18 protein-coding genes are annotated in these 18,581 nt (G+C 55.2%); 7 read left to right on the forward strand and 11 right to left on the reverse strand.

Going from position 1 to position 18,581, the window contains the following annotated elements:
- Positions 1-41: 41 nt before the first annotated feature.
- The gene (gene ldtB, locus E0L20_RS04695) at positions 42-962 is read left to right on the forward strand and encodes a L,D-transpeptidase (protein WP_131632947.1); all 921 of its coding nucleotides are present in this window, start codon (positions 42-44) and stop codon (positions 960-962) included.
- Positions 963-1,299: 337 nt separating this feature from the next.
- Positions 1,300-2,007, forward strand: a complete 708-nt coding sequence (locus E0L20_RS04700; RefSeq protein ID WP_242673386.1) for a hypothetical protein — start codon at positions 1,300-1,302, stop codon at positions 2,005-2,007.
- Here E0L20_RS04700 and E0L20_RS04705 read toward each other — a convergent pair whose 3' ends face one another.
- The 10 genes from E0L20_RS04705 to mntR form a co-directional block, all read right to left on the reverse strand.
- On the reverse strand, positions 2,008-2,724 hold the full coding sequence (locus E0L20_RS04705; RefSeq protein ID WP_131632949.1) for a GntR family transcriptional regulator: 717 nt from the start codon (positions 2,722-2,724) through the stop codon (positions 2,008-2,010).
- Between the two features lie 16 nt (positions 2,725-2,740).
- Positions 2,741-4,063, reverse strand: a complete 1,323-nt coding sequence (locus E0L20_RS04710; RefSeq protein WP_131632950.1) for a PTS sugar transporter subunit IIC — start codon at positions 4,061-4,063, stop codon at positions 2,741-2,743.
- A 51-nt stretch (positions 4,064-4,114) separates the two neighbouring features.
- Entirely contained in the window at positions 4,115-5,491 is a 1,377-nt protein-coding gene (locus E0L20_RS04715; protein WP_131632951.1) for a glycoside hydrolase family 1 protein, read from the reverse strand.
- A 150-nt stretch (positions 5,492-5,641) separates the two neighbouring features.
- The gene (locus E0L20_RS04720) at positions 5,642-6,139 is read right to left on the reverse strand and encodes a YqhG/Tai3 family protein (RefSeq protein WP_131632952.1); all 498 of its coding nucleotides are present in this window, start codon (positions 6,137-6,139) and stop codon (positions 5,642-5,644) included.
- Positions 6,139-6,507 (reverse strand): NlpC/P60 family protein, encoded by a 369-nt coding sequence (locus E0L20_RS24020; protein ID WP_131632953.1) that lies wholly within the window; start codon positions 6,505-6,507, stop codon positions 6,139-6,141. The genes E0L20_RS04720 and E0L20_RS24020 overlap by 1 nt, the downstream gene beginning before the upstream one ends.
- Positions 6,508-6,671: 164 nt before the next feature.
- Positions 6,672-8,195: an efflux transporter outer membrane subunit gene (locus E0L20_RS04730; protein ID WP_131632954.1), complete on the reverse strand. Its 1,524-nt coding sequence runs from the start codon at positions 8,193-8,195 to the stop codon at positions 6,672-6,674.
- Positions 8,195-9,766 (reverse strand): DHA2 family efflux MFS transporter permease subunit, encoded by a 1,572-nt coding sequence (locus tag E0L20_RS04735; RefSeq protein WP_131632955.1) that lies wholly within the window; start codon positions 9,764-9,766, stop codon positions 8,195-8,197. The genes E0L20_RS04730 and E0L20_RS04735 overlap by 1 nt, the downstream gene beginning before the upstream one ends.
- Positions 9,763-10,857 (reverse strand): HlyD family secretion protein, encoded by a 1,095-nt coding sequence (locus tag E0L20_RS04740; RefSeq protein WP_131632956.1) that lies wholly within the window; start codon positions 10,855-10,857, stop codon positions 9,763-9,765. Before E0L20_RS04740 ends, E0L20_RS04735 begins: the two co-directional genes overlap by 4 nt.
- A 101-nt stretch (positions 10,858-10,958) precedes the next feature.
- Positions 10,959-12,068, reverse strand: a complete 1,110-nt coding sequence (locus tag E0L20_RS04745) for an anion transporter (RefSeq protein WP_131632957.1) — start codon at positions 12,066-12,068, stop codon at positions 10,959-10,961.
- A complete protein-coding gene (mntR, locus tag E0L20_RS04750) occupies positions 12,065-12,538 on the reverse strand; it encodes a manganese-binding transcriptional regulator MntR (protein ID WP_131632958.1) in 474 nt (157 codons plus the stop codon). The genes E0L20_RS04745 and mntR overlap by 4 nt, the downstream gene beginning before the upstream one ends.
- Before the next feature lie 184 nt (positions 12,539-12,722).
- On the opposite strand from mntR, the gene mntS reads away from it, so the two are divergent.
- Together mntS and E0L20_RS04760 are read left to right on the forward strand one after the other, a co-directional pair.
- Positions 12,723-12,851 (forward strand): manganase accumulation protein MntS, encoded by a 129-nt coding sequence (mntS, locus tag E0L20_RS04755; RefSeq protein WP_131632959.1) that lies wholly within the window; start codon positions 12,723-12,725, stop codon positions 12,849-12,851.
- Positions 12,852-13,129: 278 nt separating this feature from the next.
- Positions 13,130-14,713 carry a phosphoethanolamine transferase gene (locus tag E0L20_RS04760; protein ID WP_131632960.1) on the forward strand — a complete coding sequence of 528 codons (1,584 nt, stop codon included), beginning with the start codon at positions 13,130-13,132 and terminating at the stop codon, positions 14,711-14,713.
- A 160-nt stretch (positions 14,714-14,873) separates the two neighbouring features.
- On the opposite strand, the gene ompX is transcribed toward E0L20_RS04760, so the two are convergent.
- Positions 14,874-15,392: an outer membrane protein OmpX gene (gene ompX, locus E0L20_RS04765; RefSeq protein ID WP_131632961.1), complete on the reverse strand. Its 519-nt coding sequence runs from the start codon at positions 15,390-15,392 to the stop codon at positions 14,874-14,876.
- Between the two features lie 353 nt (positions 15,393-15,745).
- On the opposite strand from ompX, the gene rhtA reads away from it, so the two are divergent.
- From rhtA to glnH, 3 genes are all read left to right on the forward strand, one after another.
- Positions 15,746-16,633 (forward strand): threonine/homoserine exporter RhtA, encoded by an 888-nt coding sequence (gene rhtA / locus E0L20_RS04770; RefSeq protein ID WP_131632962.1) that lies wholly within the window; start codon positions 15,746-15,748, stop codon positions 16,631-16,633.
- Positions 16,634-16,931: 298 nt separating this feature from the next.
- Positions 16,932-17,435: a DNA starvation/stationary phase protection protein Dps gene (gene dps, locus E0L20_RS04775; protein ID WP_010428924.1), complete on the forward strand. Its 504-nt coding sequence runs from the start codon at positions 16,932-16,934 to the stop codon at positions 17,433-17,435.
- A gap of 361 nt (positions 17,436-17,796) precedes the next feature.
- On the forward strand, positions 17,797-18,540 hold the full coding sequence (gene glnH / locus E0L20_RS04785; RefSeq protein ID WP_131632963.1) for a glutamine ABC transporter substrate-binding protein GlnH: 744 nt from the start codon (positions 17,797-17,799) through the stop codon (positions 18,538-18,540).
- Positions 18,541-18,581: the final 41 nt, after the last annotated feature.

Below are 18,581 nucleotides of genomic sequence, written 5' to 3' on the forward strand. Positions count from 1 at the left end.
TATCAACTCATCGCCTGAATGGCTTAGATACCTCGCAAAACATGAACATGAAATTAACAACGCTTTTTGCGGCAGCGTTAGCCGTAGTAGGTTTTTGTAAGACCGCTTCAGCGGTGACGTATCCCCTGCCGACAGACGGAAGCCGTCTGGTGGGTCAAAACCAAGTGGTGATCGTGCCGGAAGGCAACTCCCAGCCGCTGGAATATTTTGCTGCGCAGTATCAGCTCGGCCTGTCCAACATGCTGGAAGCCAACCCGGGCGTTGACCCGTACCTGCCAAAAGCCGGTACCGTGCTCAACATTCCACAGCAGCTGATCCTGCCGGACACCGTCCATGAAGGTATCGTGATCAACAGCGCCGAAATGCGTCTGTATTACTACCCGAAAGGCACCAATACCGTGATCGTGCTGCCAATCGGCATCGGCCAGCTGGGCAAAGACACCCCGCTGAACTGGACCACCAAGGTTGAGCGTAAGAAAGCGGGCCCAACCTGGACCCCTACCGCCAAAATGCACGCGGAATACATCGCGGCGGGCGAACCGCTGCCAGCCGTTGTGCCAGCAGGCCCGGACAACCCAATGGGCCTGTACGCGCTGTACATTGGCCGTCTGTACGCCATCCACGGTACCAACGCCAACTTCGGTATCGGCCTGCGCGTAAGCCACGGCTGCGTACGTCTGCGTAACGAAGACATCAAGTTCCTGTTCGATAACGTGCCGGTCGGTACGCGCGTCCAGTTCATCAACGAACCGGTGAAAGCGACCTCTGAACCAGACGGTAGCCGCTACATCGAAGTGCACAACCCGCTGTCCACCAGCGAAGACCAGATCAACAACAATGAAATCGTTCCAGTCACCCTGACCAGCGCAGTGCAGGCTGTGACTTCGCAGGCTGACGTTGAAACCACCGTTGTCGATCAGGCCGTTCAGAACCGCTCGGGTATGCCGGTGCGCCTGAACTGATCGCGACACAAATAGCGTTAAATCATGAGACCCCGACCTGTCGGGGTCTTTTTTTTTAAAGCCACACCCTTTCTGTGCCTAAATGCATAAATTGCTATTAATCCGACTCCAGCCATTTTCTGCTATGCGGGCGGGGTTACATCATTTTGACTAAGTGTTATGATGCGCAATCTCGAAAAATCAGTTTTTTCTGTATTTATCGAGATTTTCAATCTTCCTGGAGCCGCATAGTTCGATGATCAGCATTAACTTAACAACAACAAAATCACGCCTTTATCTCTGTTCGCAAACAGTGTGGTCACTTGCGAATCAGAGTAAAAAGGTCGATCAAATTGTTGTGTGGGTATCCAGCACGCCTTACCTCAGCGATGAAGGCATCACTGAAGAGCCGGAATGGGTTGAGAAAATTCGACTGACCGGCACCAACCTGGTTTTTAAATGGGTCAAAAATACCGGCCCTTACCGCAAGTTATTCCCGGCACTGCAGGCTGCGGCAGAAGACGATATCCTGATCTACGCTGACGATGATGCCATTTATAACGAAGTGTGGGCGGAAACCCTGCTGGATGATTTTTATCGCCATAATCAGGAATATGTGGTTGCTGCCCGCGTGCGTAAAACGGTAAAGAAGAAAAAAGAACTTCTTGATACTTACCGCAATTTCCCGCTCATCACCGCACCGAAGGTGGTCGAACAGGATTACATCATCACCGGCCTTGGCGGCGTGGTGCTTAAGAAAAAGATGATCCCGGAATATTTTCACTTCAATGAGGATTTTCTGAAGGTTTGTCCGCGCGCGGACGACATTTGGATCAGCAAATTAATTCAGTTAACGAAAACGCCTGTCTATGTGTCGGCCCAGAGCATTCGCTATGTTCATGAAATCATTCATGACTACGGCTTATCTCGCGCTAATACCAGCAAAATAAAGCGCTCTCTGCTACAGAAAATTCGCTTCACGTTTAAGCCGGGGCAGATTCAGCACCTGTGTCAGAACGATCTTTATATCAAAGACACCGACAGCTATTTCGAAACCTGCGCCTGACTAGCCGTTATTGACGATCACAATCCCCCCGTGGTCGTAACGGTAGTGACAGTGGGCATACTCCAGCGGTGTGCCATCTTCCAGATAAATCACCTGCTCCACCTCCAGCACCGGATCGCTTTCTTCGCATACCAGATGCTGCATGTCCAGCGCATTCGGCTTTAGCGCTCGCACGACCCGATAAGAGCCCATGATTTTCAGCCCCAGCGTCTCCTGCACGTACCTGAACACCGAGCTTTCAAGATGCGTTTTATTCAGGCCCGGCACCAGGTTCAGCGGCATGACCGTTGAATCCAGCGACATCGGCTCGCCGTTTAACAGGCGCAAACGGATAAAGTCATAGATGGGCGCATCGGCGTTGATCATCAGCGATGCCTGCTCTTTCTCGTTAGGGAAGCGCAGTTCAAAATGCACCACCTGGCTGGTTACCTTGCCAAGATGCTCCCAGGTTTTAGTAGCGCCAAAGTAGTCGCTGCCGGAGAGATCCCACTGCGAAAGCTGCAGGAAGTTTTTGCGTATAAACGTGCCCTGCCCCTGACGGGTATAGACCAGCCCTTCGACAATCAGCTGGCGCATGGCCTGCTGAATGGTCATCCGACTGGTGCTGAACTCCGCCGCCAGCGCAAACTGGTCCGGCAGCGGTTCATTGGCGGCGTACTGCTGGGTGATGATGCGTTTTTTAATTTCCCGCGCTATGGTGATGTACTTCGCCGCCATCGTCCTTCCCTTATGATTAGTTTTCTATCCCGCTGTTTTTCAACGCCACTCGCTCGGCAATCTTGAGGAAAGGCAGGTAGAAGAATACACCAAAAACAATGATTGCCAACTGCACGACCACCGCGCGCCAGTCCCCCGCCGTTGCCAGCCATGCGCTCAGGATCGGCGGCGTTGTCCAGGGGATCATCACCACGCAGCGCGACATCAACCCCAGCGTGGTGCAAAGCCAGGCGACGTAAATGCCGATGGCGGGCAGCAGCACAAACGGGATCATCAGCGGCAGGTTAAAGACAATCGGCAGGCCAAAAATCACCGGCTCGTTGATGTTGAACAGGCCAGGCGCCAGCGACAGGCGCGCCACCTGTTTTGCCGATTTTTGCCGCGAGAAGATAAAGATGGCAATGAGCAACGAGATCGTGCTGCCGGTGCCCCCCACCATGCCGAACGTCGGCACAAAGATGTTGTTGATGATATGCGGGATCGGCTGGCCGTTGGCAAAGGCCAGCATGTTCTCGTTGGTGTTGATCAGCAGGAACGGTTCCAGCACCACGCTGTTCACCACCGACTGGTGAATACCGAGCGTGAACAGGAAGTTACCGAAGCTGTAGATGAAAATCGTCCCCGGCAGGCTGGTGTTGATCAGCCGCAGCGGCTGCTGGATAAAGGTTGTAATAAGATGGATCAGATCCGTGTGCAGCACGTTTGCCAGCACGGCCGCCAGTACCGCAAACAGAGAGAGCGTGAGGATAGTCGGGATCAGCGCGGTAAAGGATTTGCTGACCGCCGGGGGCACGTTTTCCCCAAGCGAAATGTGCAGCGCCTTCAGGCGCGAAATGGCGATAAACAGTTCCGTGGAAAGGAGGCCAATCAGCACGCCGGCAAAAATGCCGGTGGAGCCGATATTGGCAAACGTCAGCACCTGCGTGACGTTCACCGTAGCCTCACCGCCGACGGGCGTGAGCTGCAGGCGCATCGGCATCATGATGATAAAACTGCTCACGGCGATAACCACTGCCGAGACCGGATTGTCGAAATCTTTGTTGCGCGCCAGCGACCAGGCAATCATCGGCGCCAGCAGGAGCGCGGCGATGTTCAGCGTGCCGTTGATAATCGCCTCGCCCCACACCTTAAACTGTGCAAGCGTGTCGCCCTCAAAAATCCACGGAAACACCACGTTGTTCACCAGCACCGCCAGACCGGCGAGGATGAAAATCGGCATCACCGTCGCAAAGGCGTCGCGCAGGGAGCGAAGGTGCACCTGATTAGCCAGGCGCGCTGAAAACTCAACAAATTTATCGACGAAGGACTGCATGTGCGGTGTTATTTTTGCTTCAGACATAGCGGATAGTTCCCATCAATCAGTCACAAAAACGGCCCGGCAGCGTACGGCTTACATCTCGCGTCCGTTGGTATGGATAACCTGTTTTAACCACGCGTAGCTTTTCTTCGGCACGCGCTTCAGGTCTTTCAGGTCGTGGTTTTCACGGTTGACATAGACCACGCCGTAGCGCTTACGCATGTCGCCCTGTGAGCTAAGAATGTCGATCAACCCCCAGCCGAGATAGCCGATCACCTCCGCTCCGTCCTCGAACATCGCCTGTTTCATGGCATCAATGTGCGCCCGATGATAGTCAATGCGGTAGGTATCCTCTATCGGGTTCACGCCGTCCCAGGACTCAATCACCCCGATGCCGTTTTCAATCGGGAATACCGGCAGACGCCAGTCGTTGGCGTAGCGGGTGATGATGGTGCGGAAGCCCAGCGGATCGATCTGCCAGTTCCACTCGGTAGCTTTCAGGTACGGGTTGTTTTTCTCGCCGTGCAGCAGGTAATCGTTCACCGGCGTGCCTTCAGGGATGGCATCGCTGTCCAGCGTTTTGCTGGCGTAATAGCTGAAGGCCATGTAATCGTTTTTGGTGCGCGCAAGCAGGGCAAGATCTTCGGCGCGGTAGATATCGCCAAAGCCTTCCTGTTCAACCACCGCCATCACCGCCGGGCTGTAGCCCTGGCCGGCAAAGACGCGCAGCAGGTTCTGATTAAGGAATTCGTCGTACTGCTGGGCGCAGAAGATATCGCGCGGTTTGCAGGTGGCCGGGTAGATCAGCTGGTGCGCCAGCATTCCGCCCATCAGCTGGCCCGGTTTGGTCTGGTGCAGGTATTCGGTCAGCGCCATGTGCGCCACCATCGTATGGTGCTGCAGCTCGTACAGTTCGCGCAGGGTTTTCTCGCCTTTCATGTAGCCCGAAATGCGGAAGGCTTCCGGCATATGGAAGATGTTCTGCTCGTTGAAGGTCAGCCAGTACTTCACGCGGTCGCCAAAGCAGTCGATCATCTTTTTGCCGTAGCGAATAAAGGCGTCCATCACGCGGCGGTCGTTGAAGCCGTTGTACTCCTGCGCCAGCGCCAGCGGCATATCGAAATGGTACAGGCAGACCATCGGCTCAATGCCGCGGGCGATGAGATCGTCGATAAAGCGGTCGTAAAACGCGATGCCTTCGTCATTAAACTCGCCGTCGCCCTGCGGGCAGACGCGGCTCCAGGAGATCTGGAAGCGGTAGCAATTCATGCCGAGATCCTGCATCAGGTCGAAATCTTCCCGGTAGCGGTGGTAGGAGTCGGTCGCCACTTTCCAGTCGGAGATGTTTTCCCCGGCTTCGCGAATGTCATACACCGACATCCCTTTTCCCCCCTCGTTCCAGGCCCCTTCCGTCTGCATGCTGGACACCGAGTTGCCCCATAAAAAGTTGGCTGGCAATGATTTGTTCATGGTCGCTCCCTATATGACTAGTCATTTAAATTTCATGACTAGTCATATAGGCGAAGATGAAATTTCGATCAAAGAGGAGGATCGTTTTTTGTGAGGTTGATAGAAATAAAAAGCCCCGGCTGTTGCCGAGGCTACGTTCCTGTTCAATGTTTAAAGCCCGCTTTGGGCCGCAACTTTTGCCTGGGCAATTGCTCCGGCATTGAATATGGGGTGCTCATAGTTGTCGGTGACATCACGAACCCTGTATATCTTCCATGCGCCAGCCTCACGACGAACGAATACCTGCAGCTCTACTTTTCCACCGTTTTCTCTCCCAATCCATACGGGCATAACCTCACCCCCCATAAACGATTTGGCTGGACCGACATGTAGCGCCGACACCCAGGATGGATCATAGTCCTGCGCATAAGCAAAGTAATCCGATCCCAGCAGGTCTTGTTCGGGTATCGAGTCTATATCATTCAGTCTCTTGATCGTGTCAGCAGAGACATATTCGCGCAGGTCAGACGGCGTATATTCATTGTCGCTACTTGTAAGAGACATCAGATACGTGGCGTAAAAAGAATGTACTCGCGTCGGCGCGCTCTGATCCGGCTTAACTGCGCAAGCTGAGAGCAAACATGCGCATAACACCATTGCGGCTCGCATCAATTCATCCTGTATGTTTTGAAAGTCGGTTGAGCCGCGCGATACCCTGGGCCAGGGTACATGCTGCGCTGTCGGAAATCGGAGATCCATTGCGTCCCATCATACATTGTCATATGTCCACTGGCGTTTCCTCCCGGATAGGGTTGGATCACTGCGACATCACCGCTCAATAAGGTTGAACCCGGCGGGACTTCACGAAATCCCGCACGCAGCAATGCTGGCCCGTAATCTTTTGCGTTTAGCGTTCTCTCCAGTCGAATGCCGCCTGCCGCTATAGCCTCTCTGGTAAAAGTCGCGCATTCGTTATGCGAACGACCAAGAGCGTGTGACCGGAGGTGTGAAACAGCAACATCTTTATTCCAACTCATTCTTAGTTCCCTTAAGTAAGTAAGAACGGAATTATGGTGCCAGCCATAAAGCTGATGTTGGCTAAAAAATGCTTAAATTTTTCCGGTCAAAATATTAAGTTCTCGCCCAATAAAAAGGCCGGATTCGCTGTGCGGATCCGGCCAGAGTCATCGCCGTTAGCAGATTACCCGCGCGGGGCTTCCCCAAAGACCTTGTAGTCCGGCAGCTGTACCTGCTGATACGGCTCCCAGCCGCCGCCGAGCGCCTTGTACAGCGCCACCAGATCGAGCGCACTTTGCACCTGCGCCTGCGCGCGCTGCTGCTGAGCCTGCGCCAGCTGACGCTGGGCGTCCAGCACGTCGATAAAGCTGGCGATCCCCTGTCGGTAGCTATCGCTCGCCAGGTCAAAGGCGTTTTGCAGCGCATCGATGGTCTTCGCGAGGCCCGCTTCACGCTGCTGGTCGGTGCGATAGCTCACCAGCGCGTTTTCCACATCACCGAGCGCCGTCAGCACCGTCTGGCGATAGTCCAGCACCGCCGCGCCCTGCTGCGCGCGCGCCACCTTGACGCTGGAGACCAGACGGCCGCCCTGGAAGATGGGAATGGAGACCTGCGGGCCGAAGCTGTAGAAATGGCTGCTCCAGTCGGTCAGCCAGTTCGACTCGCTGTTGCGCAGGCCGAACTGCCCGGAAAGCGTAAAGCTCGGGAACAGCTCCGCCACCGATACGCCAATCTGCGCCGTGGCGGCATGAAGGTTCGCCTCGGCCTCGCGCACGTCCGGACGACGGCGCGCCAGCGTCGACGGAATGCCCGTTTGCACGATATCCGGCAGCGCGGGCATCGGCTGCGCGGATTGCAATTCTGCATCCAGCGCGCCCGGCGGCTTGCCGAGCAGGATCGCCAGGCCGTTCATCGCCTGCCGCTCCTGCGCCTGATACTGCGGGAGCTGCGCTTCAAGATTGCCCAGCTGCGCCCGGGCGTTTTCCACGTCCATCTGAGGGGACAGCCCGCCGCGCTGGCGGCTTTCCGTGAGATCCAGCGTCTGCTGCGCGCTTTCAATCTGGGTATTCAGGGTGGCGATAATGCTCTGCGCCCCGCGCAGCTGCAGCCACGCGCGCGCTACTTCCGCCTCCAGCGACACCAGCGCGTCGTTACGCTGCTCTATCGCCGCCTTCTGCTGCGCTTCTGCGGCCTCCACCTGACGGCGCACCTTGCCCCACAGGTCGATTTCCCACTGGGCGTCGAAGCTGCCCTGGTAGAGGTTTATCGGCTGCGTCAGCGGCCCAAGCGCGCCCCGCAGCTGCGGATCGACGTTATCCAGCTGGTCGTAAACGCCGTGGGATTTTAGCTCCCCTTCCAGCCCGAGCTGCTGGCGCGTCGCCTGCAGATTGCCGTTCACCGACGGGAAAAATGCCCCGCCCGCCTGGTTAATCTGCTCTCGCGCCCCGGCGATGCGCAGCACCGTTTGCTGCAGGGACAAATTCCCGGCGATGGCGCGCTCCACCAGGCTATCGAGCTGCGGCGAGCCGAAGGTTTTCCACCAGCGCGGGTTGGTCGCGCCGGAGGTGGTTTTCGACTTCACCTCGCCGTCGCCCCTGTCGTTCCAGTGCGTGACGGCCGGTGGGGCGGGCTGCTGATAGTCCGGCCCCACGGCGCAGCCCACCAGCAGCATCATTATCATCAGGGGGTGTAAACGTCTGTGTATCATCAGTGTGCTCCTGCACTCCCCTCGCTCTTAACCGGCGAGAGCAACAAACAAAACGGAATCAGTAAAAAGGCCACCGCGCTCAGAAGGGTGAACACGTCGATGTAGGCCAGGAAGCGCGACTGCTCGATCATCGTCTGGTACATGCGCCCGGTGGCGATGCCGGTAGGGTCGCCCACCTGGGTGGTAAAGTTCTGGATCGCCTGGGCGCTCTCGCGTATCGCCAGCTGGAACTGCTCGTTAAACGGCGAGGCGTGGTAGGCCAGATGGGCGCTGTGCGCCTGCGATCGCTCGGTGATGGCCGCCGTCGAGAGCGAAATCCCAATCGACCCGGCCACGTTGCGGAACATGGTAAACAGCGCCGCCGCGTCGGCATTGAGCCGCCTCGGTATCGAGATAAAGGCAATGGTGGTCAGCGGCACGAACAGGAACCCCAGCCCAATCGACTGCGCGCTGCGGAACAGCACCAGCGTTTCGAAGTCGATATCCGGCGTCAGCGTGCGCGACCAGAAGAACGACACCGCCAGGCAGGTAAAGCCAAAGGCGATGATCCAGCGCGTCTGCACCACCGGCATCAGCTTCAGCACCAGCGGAATGGTCAGCACAATCAGCACCGCCCCGGGCGAAAGCACCAGCCCGGACCAGGTGGCGGTATAGCCTAAATCCTGCTGCGCCAGCTGGGGGATCACCACCGAGCTGCCGTAGAGGATCATCGCCATCCCTGCCATTAACAGGCTGGAAATGGCGAAGTTCCGATCCTTCATGCAGTGCAGATCCACCACCGGCTTTTTGGCGTACAGCAGCCAGTAAATGGCGCCGACAATGCCGATAAGCGTCAACACGGCGAAGATGCGGGTAAAGTCAGAGTTAAACCAGTCCTCGTCTTCCCCGCGGTCAAGCATCACCTGCAGGCAGCCCAGACCGAGGGCGATAAAACCAATCCCCGTCCAGTCGACGGAGAGCTTCTCTTTAGATTTGCTCTCCCACGGCGGATCTTCCAGCAGCTGGTAGATCGCCAGCACCGTCACAATCCCCACGGGAATGTTGATGAAAAACACCCAGCGCCAGGAGTAGTTATCGGTGATCCAGCCGCCCAGGGTTGGCCCGAGGACCGGCGCAACGATAATGGCAATCGACGAGAGGCCAAAGGCTTTGCCCCTGTCTTCGGGCTTGAAGTAATCGAGCAGCACCGACTGCTGCGTGGGCTGCAGCCCGCCGCCGAAGAAGCCCTGCATCACGCGAAACAGGATGATCTGCCACAGCTCGGTGGCGATGCCGCACAGGAACGAGCAGATGGTGAACATCACGATGCAGATCAGGAAGAACTGCTTGCGGCCAAACAGGCGGCTCAGGAAGGCGGAGATAGGCAATACGATGCCGTTCGCCACCAGGTAGCTGGTCAGTACCCAGGTGGATTCGTCGTAGCTGGCCGTGAGCGATCCCGCCACGTGCGGAAGCGCCACGTTGACGATGGTGGTGTCCAGTATTTCCATAAACACCGCCAGCGTCACCACGATCGCCACCGCCCACGGGTTGCTGGCAGGCTTCCAGCTGTCGTGGCTGTGGTTCGTCATTCGAGCGTGACCTTCGGTTCAACCGACAGCCCCAGCGGCAGCGGCCTGTTCGGGTCCAGACCTTTATCAATCACGATTTTCACCGGCACGCGCTGAACGATTTTGACAAAGTTGCCGGTGGCGTTTTCCGACGGGAACGCGGAGAAGCGCGAGCCGCTGCCCTGCTGGATGCTGTCGATATGGCCTTCAAGCTCCATATCCGGCCAGGCATCCACGGATACCGTCACCTTGTTGCCCGGCTTCATGCGTTCAAGCTGCGACTCTTTAAAGTTCGCCACGACCCACACGTTCGGGGAAACTAGCGAGAACAGCGCCGATCCCGCCTGCACCAGCGTGCCGGGCTGGACGTTGCGTTTGGTGACAAAGCCGTCGAACGGGGCACGAACTTCGGTATAAGAGAGGTTCAGGTTCGCGGTTTCGAGCTGGGCTTTAGCCTGATCGACCTGCCGTTCGCGGGCTTCGACGTTCGTCTCCTGCTGGCGGATCTGCAGCTGAACCTGCTCCGCCATCTCAAGCTGCGCCTGCGCGCTGGCCAGACCGGCCTGGGCGCTGCGCAGCTGGGCATTGGCGGAATCGATACTTTGCTGCGTAGTCGCGCGCGGGTCGACGCCGCGCTGGCGGCGGTACTCGGCCTGCGCGTTAGCCATATCGGCCTGGGCTTTTAGCACCTGCGCTTTGGCTTCGTCACGCTGGGCGGGGTATTGCACCTTCGAGAGCGCCAGCTGCGCCTGCGCCTGGTGGAGCTGAGCAACCGCCAGCCCCAGCTGGGCCTGGGCCTGATCGCGCTGGGCAGCGTTATCGCGGGGATCGATAACCACCAGCAGGTCGCCCTTCTTCACGCGCTGGTTGTCACGCACGCGCAGCTCGGTCACATAGCCTGCCGCTTTGGGAGCAATGGTCACCACGTCGCCGTCGGTAAAGGCGTCGTCGGTCGTCTCTTCGTTACGGGTTAAAAACCACCAGACTAACGCCACGACGACCATTACCACCACGACGATGCCGAGGATAATTAACGGTTTTTTGCCCGGACGCTTGCGCGCGTTATTGTTGTTTTCCTGCTCGTCAGCAGGCGGGGATTGATCTTCAGCCATAGTTCAGCAACGGTCCTGTCAGTGAGCGGCATCACACTATGCCGTTCACTAAAGCTAGGACGTTGCTATACATTTGCCAGGATAAACTGACAAATAGCGCACTATATGAGAAGGAATAGTCCGAATCCGATCGCGGCGGCCCAGGCGAGCATCGGGATCGACCATAAATGGAAGCGCCACCAGATGCGGCGATCGTTGGCCATGCGCAGGGCAATCAGGTTCGCCAGCGAGCCGGGCAGCAGCCCAAAGCCGCCGATATTCACCGCCCAGGCGAGCAGCGCGTCAGGGGGAACATAGTTGAGCAGCAGGATGGTAGAGGGCACGTTGCTGATAACCTGCGAAAGCCCAATGGCCGTCAGCCATAGCCCCGGCTGAGACAGTCCGCTCACGCCGTGCAGGACGTTTTGCAGCGCAGGCAGCTGAATAAGCAGATGCACATCGATAAACATCGCCATAAAAACCAGCAGCAGCGTCCAGTCCACGCTCACCAGCACGCGTCTTGCCAGCACCAGGAACCCGGCGGCGACCAGCAGCACGCCCGTCAGCTCAAGCTTCATTTCCAGCGCAATCAGGAACACGATGTACAGCGCCAGACAGCTCCAGACCAGCCGGGGCTGCCACTGCGGACCCGCTGTTCCACTATGGTACTGCAGCTTTTTATCCGGGAAAGCAAACCAGCAGACCGCAAGCAGGGATATCATCATCACCAGCGCCAGCGGCGCCATCTGCCAGGTAAAGGCGGCAAACGACAGCCCCGAGCGTCCCCATAGCAGGATGTTTTGCGGGTTACCGATAGGGGTTAACAGTGAACCCGCGTTAACCGCCAGCGCTTCAAAAATAATGAGGCGAGTCACCGGAATTTCGCAAAGCTTACGCAGCGTAAGCGTCAGCGGCACGATAATAAACAGCGCCACATCGTTAGTCAGAAAGGTCGACAGCACCGCCGCAGAAAAGACCATGAACAGCGACAGCCTGCGCTCGGTCGCAAAGCGGCGGACCATCTTGCGGCCCAGCACGTCGAAATAGCCGCTCAGCTCTACCCCTTTGGTGAGCATCATTAAGCCGCTCAGGGTGATGATGGTGCGCCAGTCGATGGCAGCAGGCCAGGTATGCGGGGTAAACGGCACAAAAAAACTTAATCCAGCGCCGATGAGTAATAAGAGATGAAAGAAGCGATCGCGGGCCAGCGCCTGCAGTCCAGGAAGCGTCATTCTGCGCCGGGTCCGTATTTAAGGGTAAATTCACGGAATCTCACCAGAGTCTCTTCGCTGACGTGATGCTCCATCCCCTCGGCATCCCGGCGGGCAATCTCCGGGCTAACGCCCAACACCAGCAAAAAGTTTTCAACGATCTGATGACGCTCGCGGCTCTCCTGGGCCAGCTTTTCGCCTTCCGCCGTCAGAAACACGCCGCGCCAGGGGATCATTTCGATCAGGCCGACGGTTGCCAGGCGTTTTAACATTTTGGCAACCGTCGGCTGAGAAACCCCCAGTCGGGCGGCCATATCCACCTGACGTGCTTCGCCGACTTCCCGAATCAAATCGGAGATCAGCTCTACATAGTCATCAATCAGCTCCCGTCGGTGGGCTTCGCGCACCTGACGAAACCCCTCAACGTGCTCTTCAACATTCACCAGTTGCGTCGTTTTTTTTGTTGTTGGCTTACCTGCGCGACGGTTCATTGTACTTCCTCAGTGGGGATGACGCTTCCAGCGCCCGGTATCAAGAGCGAACATTGTAAACCATAGCTCTACAAGCACAAAAAATTAACGAATTAGCCATAGCTATACAATATAGCCTGTGCTATATCTGTATGTAATGCAGTCACCCTTCACGGATCGAAGGGATCTCAAACCAGGAGGCCATATGAATGAATTCAAGAGGTGTATGAACGTGTTTACCCACTCTCCGTTTAAAGTGCGCTTGCTGCTGTTGAATATGCTGTGCGATATGTTCAACAACAAACCGCATCAGGACGACAAGCCATCCCACTAAGCGGCGTCGCGGCACGCCGCTTCATTTTTCCGTCACACATCCTCTGTACGCTGGCCTCTGGCCGCCTTATTCCCGATCTTTTTTGCGGATTTGCAGCCCCCTTCGCAAAACATCTGTTTAGCAACTGTTGACCTTATTTCGCGCTCGCACTATCTTCTTGCAGCCCTGCACTATTTGCGGCTCGCTGAAGCGGACCCTCATTCCCTCTCCACGCACTGTCAGGCAGGCTTTGACCCTTGGCGCCAGGGTGAGCACATGGCGTTTCACGATAGTGAACTATGAACGTAACCCTGAAAGAAACACTTGCTACCCGCAGCCGGGCCTTAAACCCGTGGACGGGATTCTACTTTCTGCAATCGCTGCTGATTAACTTCGCGCTTGGCTATCCCTTTAGCCTGCTTTATGCCGTTGCCTTCACCTGTATCCTTCACCTTCTGTGGCACAGCGCGCCGCGCGTTCAGAAAGTACTCATCGGGATCTGTTCGCTGGTTGCGGCGTCCTATTTCCCGTTTGGCCAGGCTTACGGTTCGCCAAACTTCAATACTCTGCTGGCGCTGCACTCGACCAATATGGAAGAGTCAACGGAGATCCTGACGATCTTCCCCTGGTACAACTATGTGGTTGGCCTCTTCATTTTTGCGCTGGGCGTGATTGCGGTCCGTCGTAAGCAGGCCGAGAAAAAAGCGTGGGGCAGAATTGAAAGCCTGTGTCTGGCGTTCAGCGTCGTCACCTTCTTCGTTACGCCGGTACAAAACCTTGCCTGGGGCGGCGTGTTTAAGCTGAAAGACACGGGCTACCCGGTGTTCCGCTTTGTCAAAGATGTCGTGGTTAACAACAAAGAGGTTCTCGACGAGCAGGCGCGCATGGCCGAGCTTTCCAATATGAAAGACACCTGGAACGTGCTGGCCGTGAAGCCAAAATACCACACCTATGTCGTGGTGATTGGTGAAAGCGCGCGCCGCGATGCGCTGGGCGCGTTTGGCGGCCACTGGGATAACACGCCGTTTGCCAGTTCGGTCAACGGCACGTTTTTTACCGATTATGTGGCGGCCAGCGGTTCGACGCAGAAATCACTTGGCCTGACTCTGAATCGCGTGGTCGACGGTAAGCCGCAGTTTCAGGATAACTTCGTTACGCTCGCTAACCGCGCGGGCTTCCAGACGTGGTGGTTCTCAAACCAGGGCCAGATTGGTGAATACGATACCGCTATTGCCAGCATTGCGAAGCGCGCGGACGAGGTGCAGTTTCTGAAAAACGGCGATTTTGAAGCCGATAAAAACACCAAAGATGAAGCCTTGCTGAAAATGACGGCGCAGGTCTTTGCCACCCAGCGCACTCAGCCGCAGCTGATTGTTCTGCACCTGATGGGCTCGCATCCTCAGGCGTGCGATCGTACCGGGGGGAAATACGCCGAGTTTGTGCAGTCGAAAGAGACGTCATGCTATCTCTACACCATGACACAAACCGACGATCTGCTGAGCAAGCTGTATACCCAGTTACGCAATACCGGCGACAGTTTCTCGCTGGTCTATTTTTCCGACCACGGGCTGGCGTTCAAGGAACGGGGCAAAGAGGTGCAGTACCTGGCGCATGATGATAAGTTCCAGCAGAACTTCCAGGTGCCGTTCATGGTGTTGTCGAGTGACGATAAAACCCATCGCATCATTAAAGCGCGCCGGTCAGCGAATGATTTTCTGGCGTTCTTTTCGCAATGGACGGGAATTGCTGCGGAGCAGATAAAAAAAGCTTACCCGTTTGTCTCAAACAAGAAAGCTCCTCCAGTTTACATTACCAACTTCAAATTACAGAAAGTTGACTATAACCACCTGGGTACGGATATTTTCGATATTAAGAGTAAGTAATCTCTCCCGTCTCGTGCGGTCTGATGCCCTCACCCTGGCCCTCTCCCACGGGGAGAGGGGACAAACACTAAAAACGGCAACCTCTGGTTGCCGTTTTGCTTTTACCTTCCAAAAAAAATCCGCCACATTGGGCGGATTTTTTACTGGCTCACCGAAGTGATTAGAAGCGGTAACCTACGCCTGCGATCCAGGTGCCAACGTCAACGTTGCGGATACGGCTCTGCTCATAGGAGAAGTCCAGAGCAACGTTTTCGATTGGGTTGAACTGCAGACCTGCGCCGTAGGAGAAGCCGTAGTCGCTGTTGCTTGCAGTACGGTTAGCAGATTCGTTTTCGGTCTGCTGGAATTTACCGTAGCCAACACCTACAACACCGTAGATGCTTGCCCAGTCGTTCAGACGGTAAGCTGGACCAGCAGTGATACCGTAGTACTGACCTTTGTTATAAGCACCGTTGTCGAAATTATCTTTTTCGGTGTAGGTGAAAGAACCGATCACGCCCAGCGGGTTGTTATCCTGCTCATAACGGTACTTCAGGTTGAAACCGTTAGCTTTGTTCATTACGCCCTGATAGTCGCTCTGTGCGTAACCACCGGTAACGGTAGAAGTCGCAGCTACAGCGGTACCTGCGGAAACAGCCAGAACAGCGGCCAGTGCTGAAAGACATGCAATTTTTTTCATAACCACCTCAAATGTGCTTCAAGTAAATCCGTAAGTTTTAAATATATCAAAAAATCTTGTGAAACTCTTTGAGATTCGTGATGTCTAATGAAGCCTTTCCTGTAACAGAACGTTTCCAGAATCAGCTATCTTATTCAAATCTCGCCCGTTTTTCACGTCTCAACGCTGATTTTGCGCGACCTCACCGTTACATTCATCCAGATTATTCCTAATCTTTTCGATGATAAATCCACCAGTGCCTGTCCATTTTACGGATTTCTCCTGGATTTTTTTCAACAGTAGCTCAACCGTAGCCGCTTATTTCATTTACACTGCGTTTTTTACTTCATTTGACAAAATTGACAGGAGAAAGGATGCCTGGGTTATCCCGCAGGACGTCGGTCTGGATGCCGGTTGTCGTAATATTGATAGCGATGATGTCTATCCAAAGTGGCGCATCGCTGGCGAAATCGCTTTTCCCGCTGGTAGGCGCACCCGGCGTTACGGCGTTGCGTATCGCGTTAGGCACTCTGATCCTCGTCGTCATTTTTAAGCCCTGGCGGCTGCGTTTCAAAAAAGAGCAGCGCTTGCCTCTCCTGTTCTACGGACTGGCGCTCGGCGGTATGAACTATATGTTCTATCTCTCCATTCAGACTATCCCCCTTGGGATCGCCGTTGCCCTCGAGTTCACGGGGCCGCTGGCGGTAGCCCTCTTTTCCTCCCGCCGGCCGGTTGACTTCATCTGGGTAATATTAGCCGTTCTCGGGCTTTGGTTCCTGCTGCCGCTGGGCCAGGACGTAACGCAGATAGATCTGACGGGTGCAGCGCTGGCGCTGGGCGCGGGTGCCTGCTGGGCCGTCTACATCCTCACCGGGCAGCGTGCCGGGGAAGAGCACGGCCCGGCGACCGTTGCCCTTGGCTCGCTGATAGCCGCCATTATTTTTGTCCCGATCGGTATGGCGCAGGCCACGGAGTCCATCTGGCAGTGGTCCATCCTCCCGGTTGGGCTGGCGGTTGCTGTACTCTCGACGGCGCTCCCCTATTCGCTGGAAATGATTGCCCTGACGCGTCTGCCCACGCGAATCTTCGGCACCCTGATGAGCATGGAACCCGCGCTGGCGGCCATCTCCGGAATGGTTTTCCTCGGCGAAACCCTCACCTTTACCCAGACGCTGGCGCTCTGTTCCATTATCGCCGCGTCAATGGGGTCGACGCTTACCATGCGCCCGGAGCCAAAAGTCCATAACGTGGACGTCAATTAATGGCGTATATTCTGCATGGCGTCACCGTCATGCAGAATAAAGTCTGGTGCCGTCGTTATTATAATTTCTGACATACTTTGTCATACTGCAGAAATATCCCCCCGAAACCAGGAATGCATATCAAATTAAGATTGATCTGCATCAATTTTAAAATAATCACTATTAATCATGCACTTATAAACTCAACGTCCTTCTCGCTATTAAACCGATAGGCAGCGCCAAATCGCAGAGAAAAAATCAGGTGCTATACTTAGTTCCGTAATTACCTGGGACACACACATCAAGAGGATATGAGATTATGAGTACCGCTAAACTGGTGAAAACGAAAGCGTCTAATCTGCTTTATACCCGTAACGATGTATCGGATAGCGACAAGAAAGCGACGATTGAGTTGCTGAATCGCCAGGTGATCCAGTTCATCGATCTTTCGCTGATCACCAAACAAGCACACTGGAATATGCGCGGTGCCAACTTTATTGCCGTTCATGAAATGCTGGACGGATTCCGCACGGCACTGGTTACGCATCTGGATACCATGGCAGAACGTGCCGTGCAGTTGGGCGGCGTTGCCCTGGGTACCACGCAGGTGATCAACAGCAAAACGCCACTGAAAAGCTACCCGCTGGATATCCATACCGTTCAGGATCACCTGAAAGAGCTGGCTGACCGCTACGCGATTGTGGCAAATGACGTACGTAAAGCGATTGGCGAAGCGAAGGACGAAGATACCGCTGATATCTTCACCGCCGCGTCTCGCGATCTGGATCAGTTCCTGTGGTTCATTGAGTCTAACATCGAGTAATCCATACGGATTTCAAATCAAACCCTCGCGTCATGCGAGGGTTTTGCACGTTTATGGTGCACACTTTTTGCCTCCACACCTGCAAAAGTGAACAAAATGTAATAATCACTTCACACAACCGTTAATAGAAGATTGTTTTTTCGTCTGAATTTGCGCTAAATAGCACCACGTCAAATGCCCTGAATGATGCGCACCAAAACGGTGCTCCAGTTTGGTGCATAACATCGCCATTGCCACGATTATTGTGCAATGCGTGACGCACTCCCCTTTGCAAAACAAGAGCTTGTAAAGTTGGCACGTTTTTTTCATTGTGCAACTTGTTCTCGCAGGGGATCGCCCCGTGGATATAAAAGGAAATGCTATGAAGTCTGTATTAAAAGTTTCACTGGCTGCACTTACCCTGGCTTTTGCGGTGTCATCCCATGCCGCCGACAAACTGGTTGTAGCGACCGACACGGCGTTCGTTCCGTTTGAATTCAAACAGGGTGATAAATACGTTGGTTTTGACGTGGATCTGTGGGCTGCGGTCGCAAAAGAACTCAAACTGGATTACACCCTGAAGCCGATGGACTTCAGCGGCATCATCCCGGCACTGCAGACCAAAAACGTTGACCTGGCGCTGGCGGGTATCACCATTACTGACGAACGCAAAAAAGCGATCGACTTCTCCGACGGCTACTACAAAAGCGGCCTGCTGGTGATGGTCAAAGCGGATAATAACGACGTAAAAAGCGTGAAAGATCTCGACGGTAAAGTGGTTGCGGTGAAGAGCGGCACCGGTTCCGTTGATTATGCAAAAGCAAATATCAAAACCAAAGATCTGCGTCAGTTCCCTAACATCGACAACGCCTATATGGAGCTCGGTACTAACCGTGCTGACGCGGTTCTGCACGACACGCCTAACATCCTGTACTTCATCAAAACGGCGGGCAACGGCAAGTTCAAAGCGGTTGGTGACTCTCTGGAAGCACAGCAGTACGGCATCGCGTTCCCGAAAGGCAGCGACGAGCTGCGCAACAAGGTGAACGGCGCGCTGAAAACCCTGAAAGAGAACGGTACGTACAACGAAATCTATAAAAAATGGTTCGGTACTGAACCTAAATAATCCAGCCTGAATTATCAGGTACTGTAATGCCCGGTGGCGCT

Origin of the sequence: Enterobacter wuhouensis, from assembly GCF_004331265.1 — a bacterium.
Taxonomy (GTDB): Bacteria; Pseudomonadota; Gammaproteobacteria; order Enterobacterales; family Enterobacteriaceae; genus Enterobacter; species Enterobacter wuhouensis.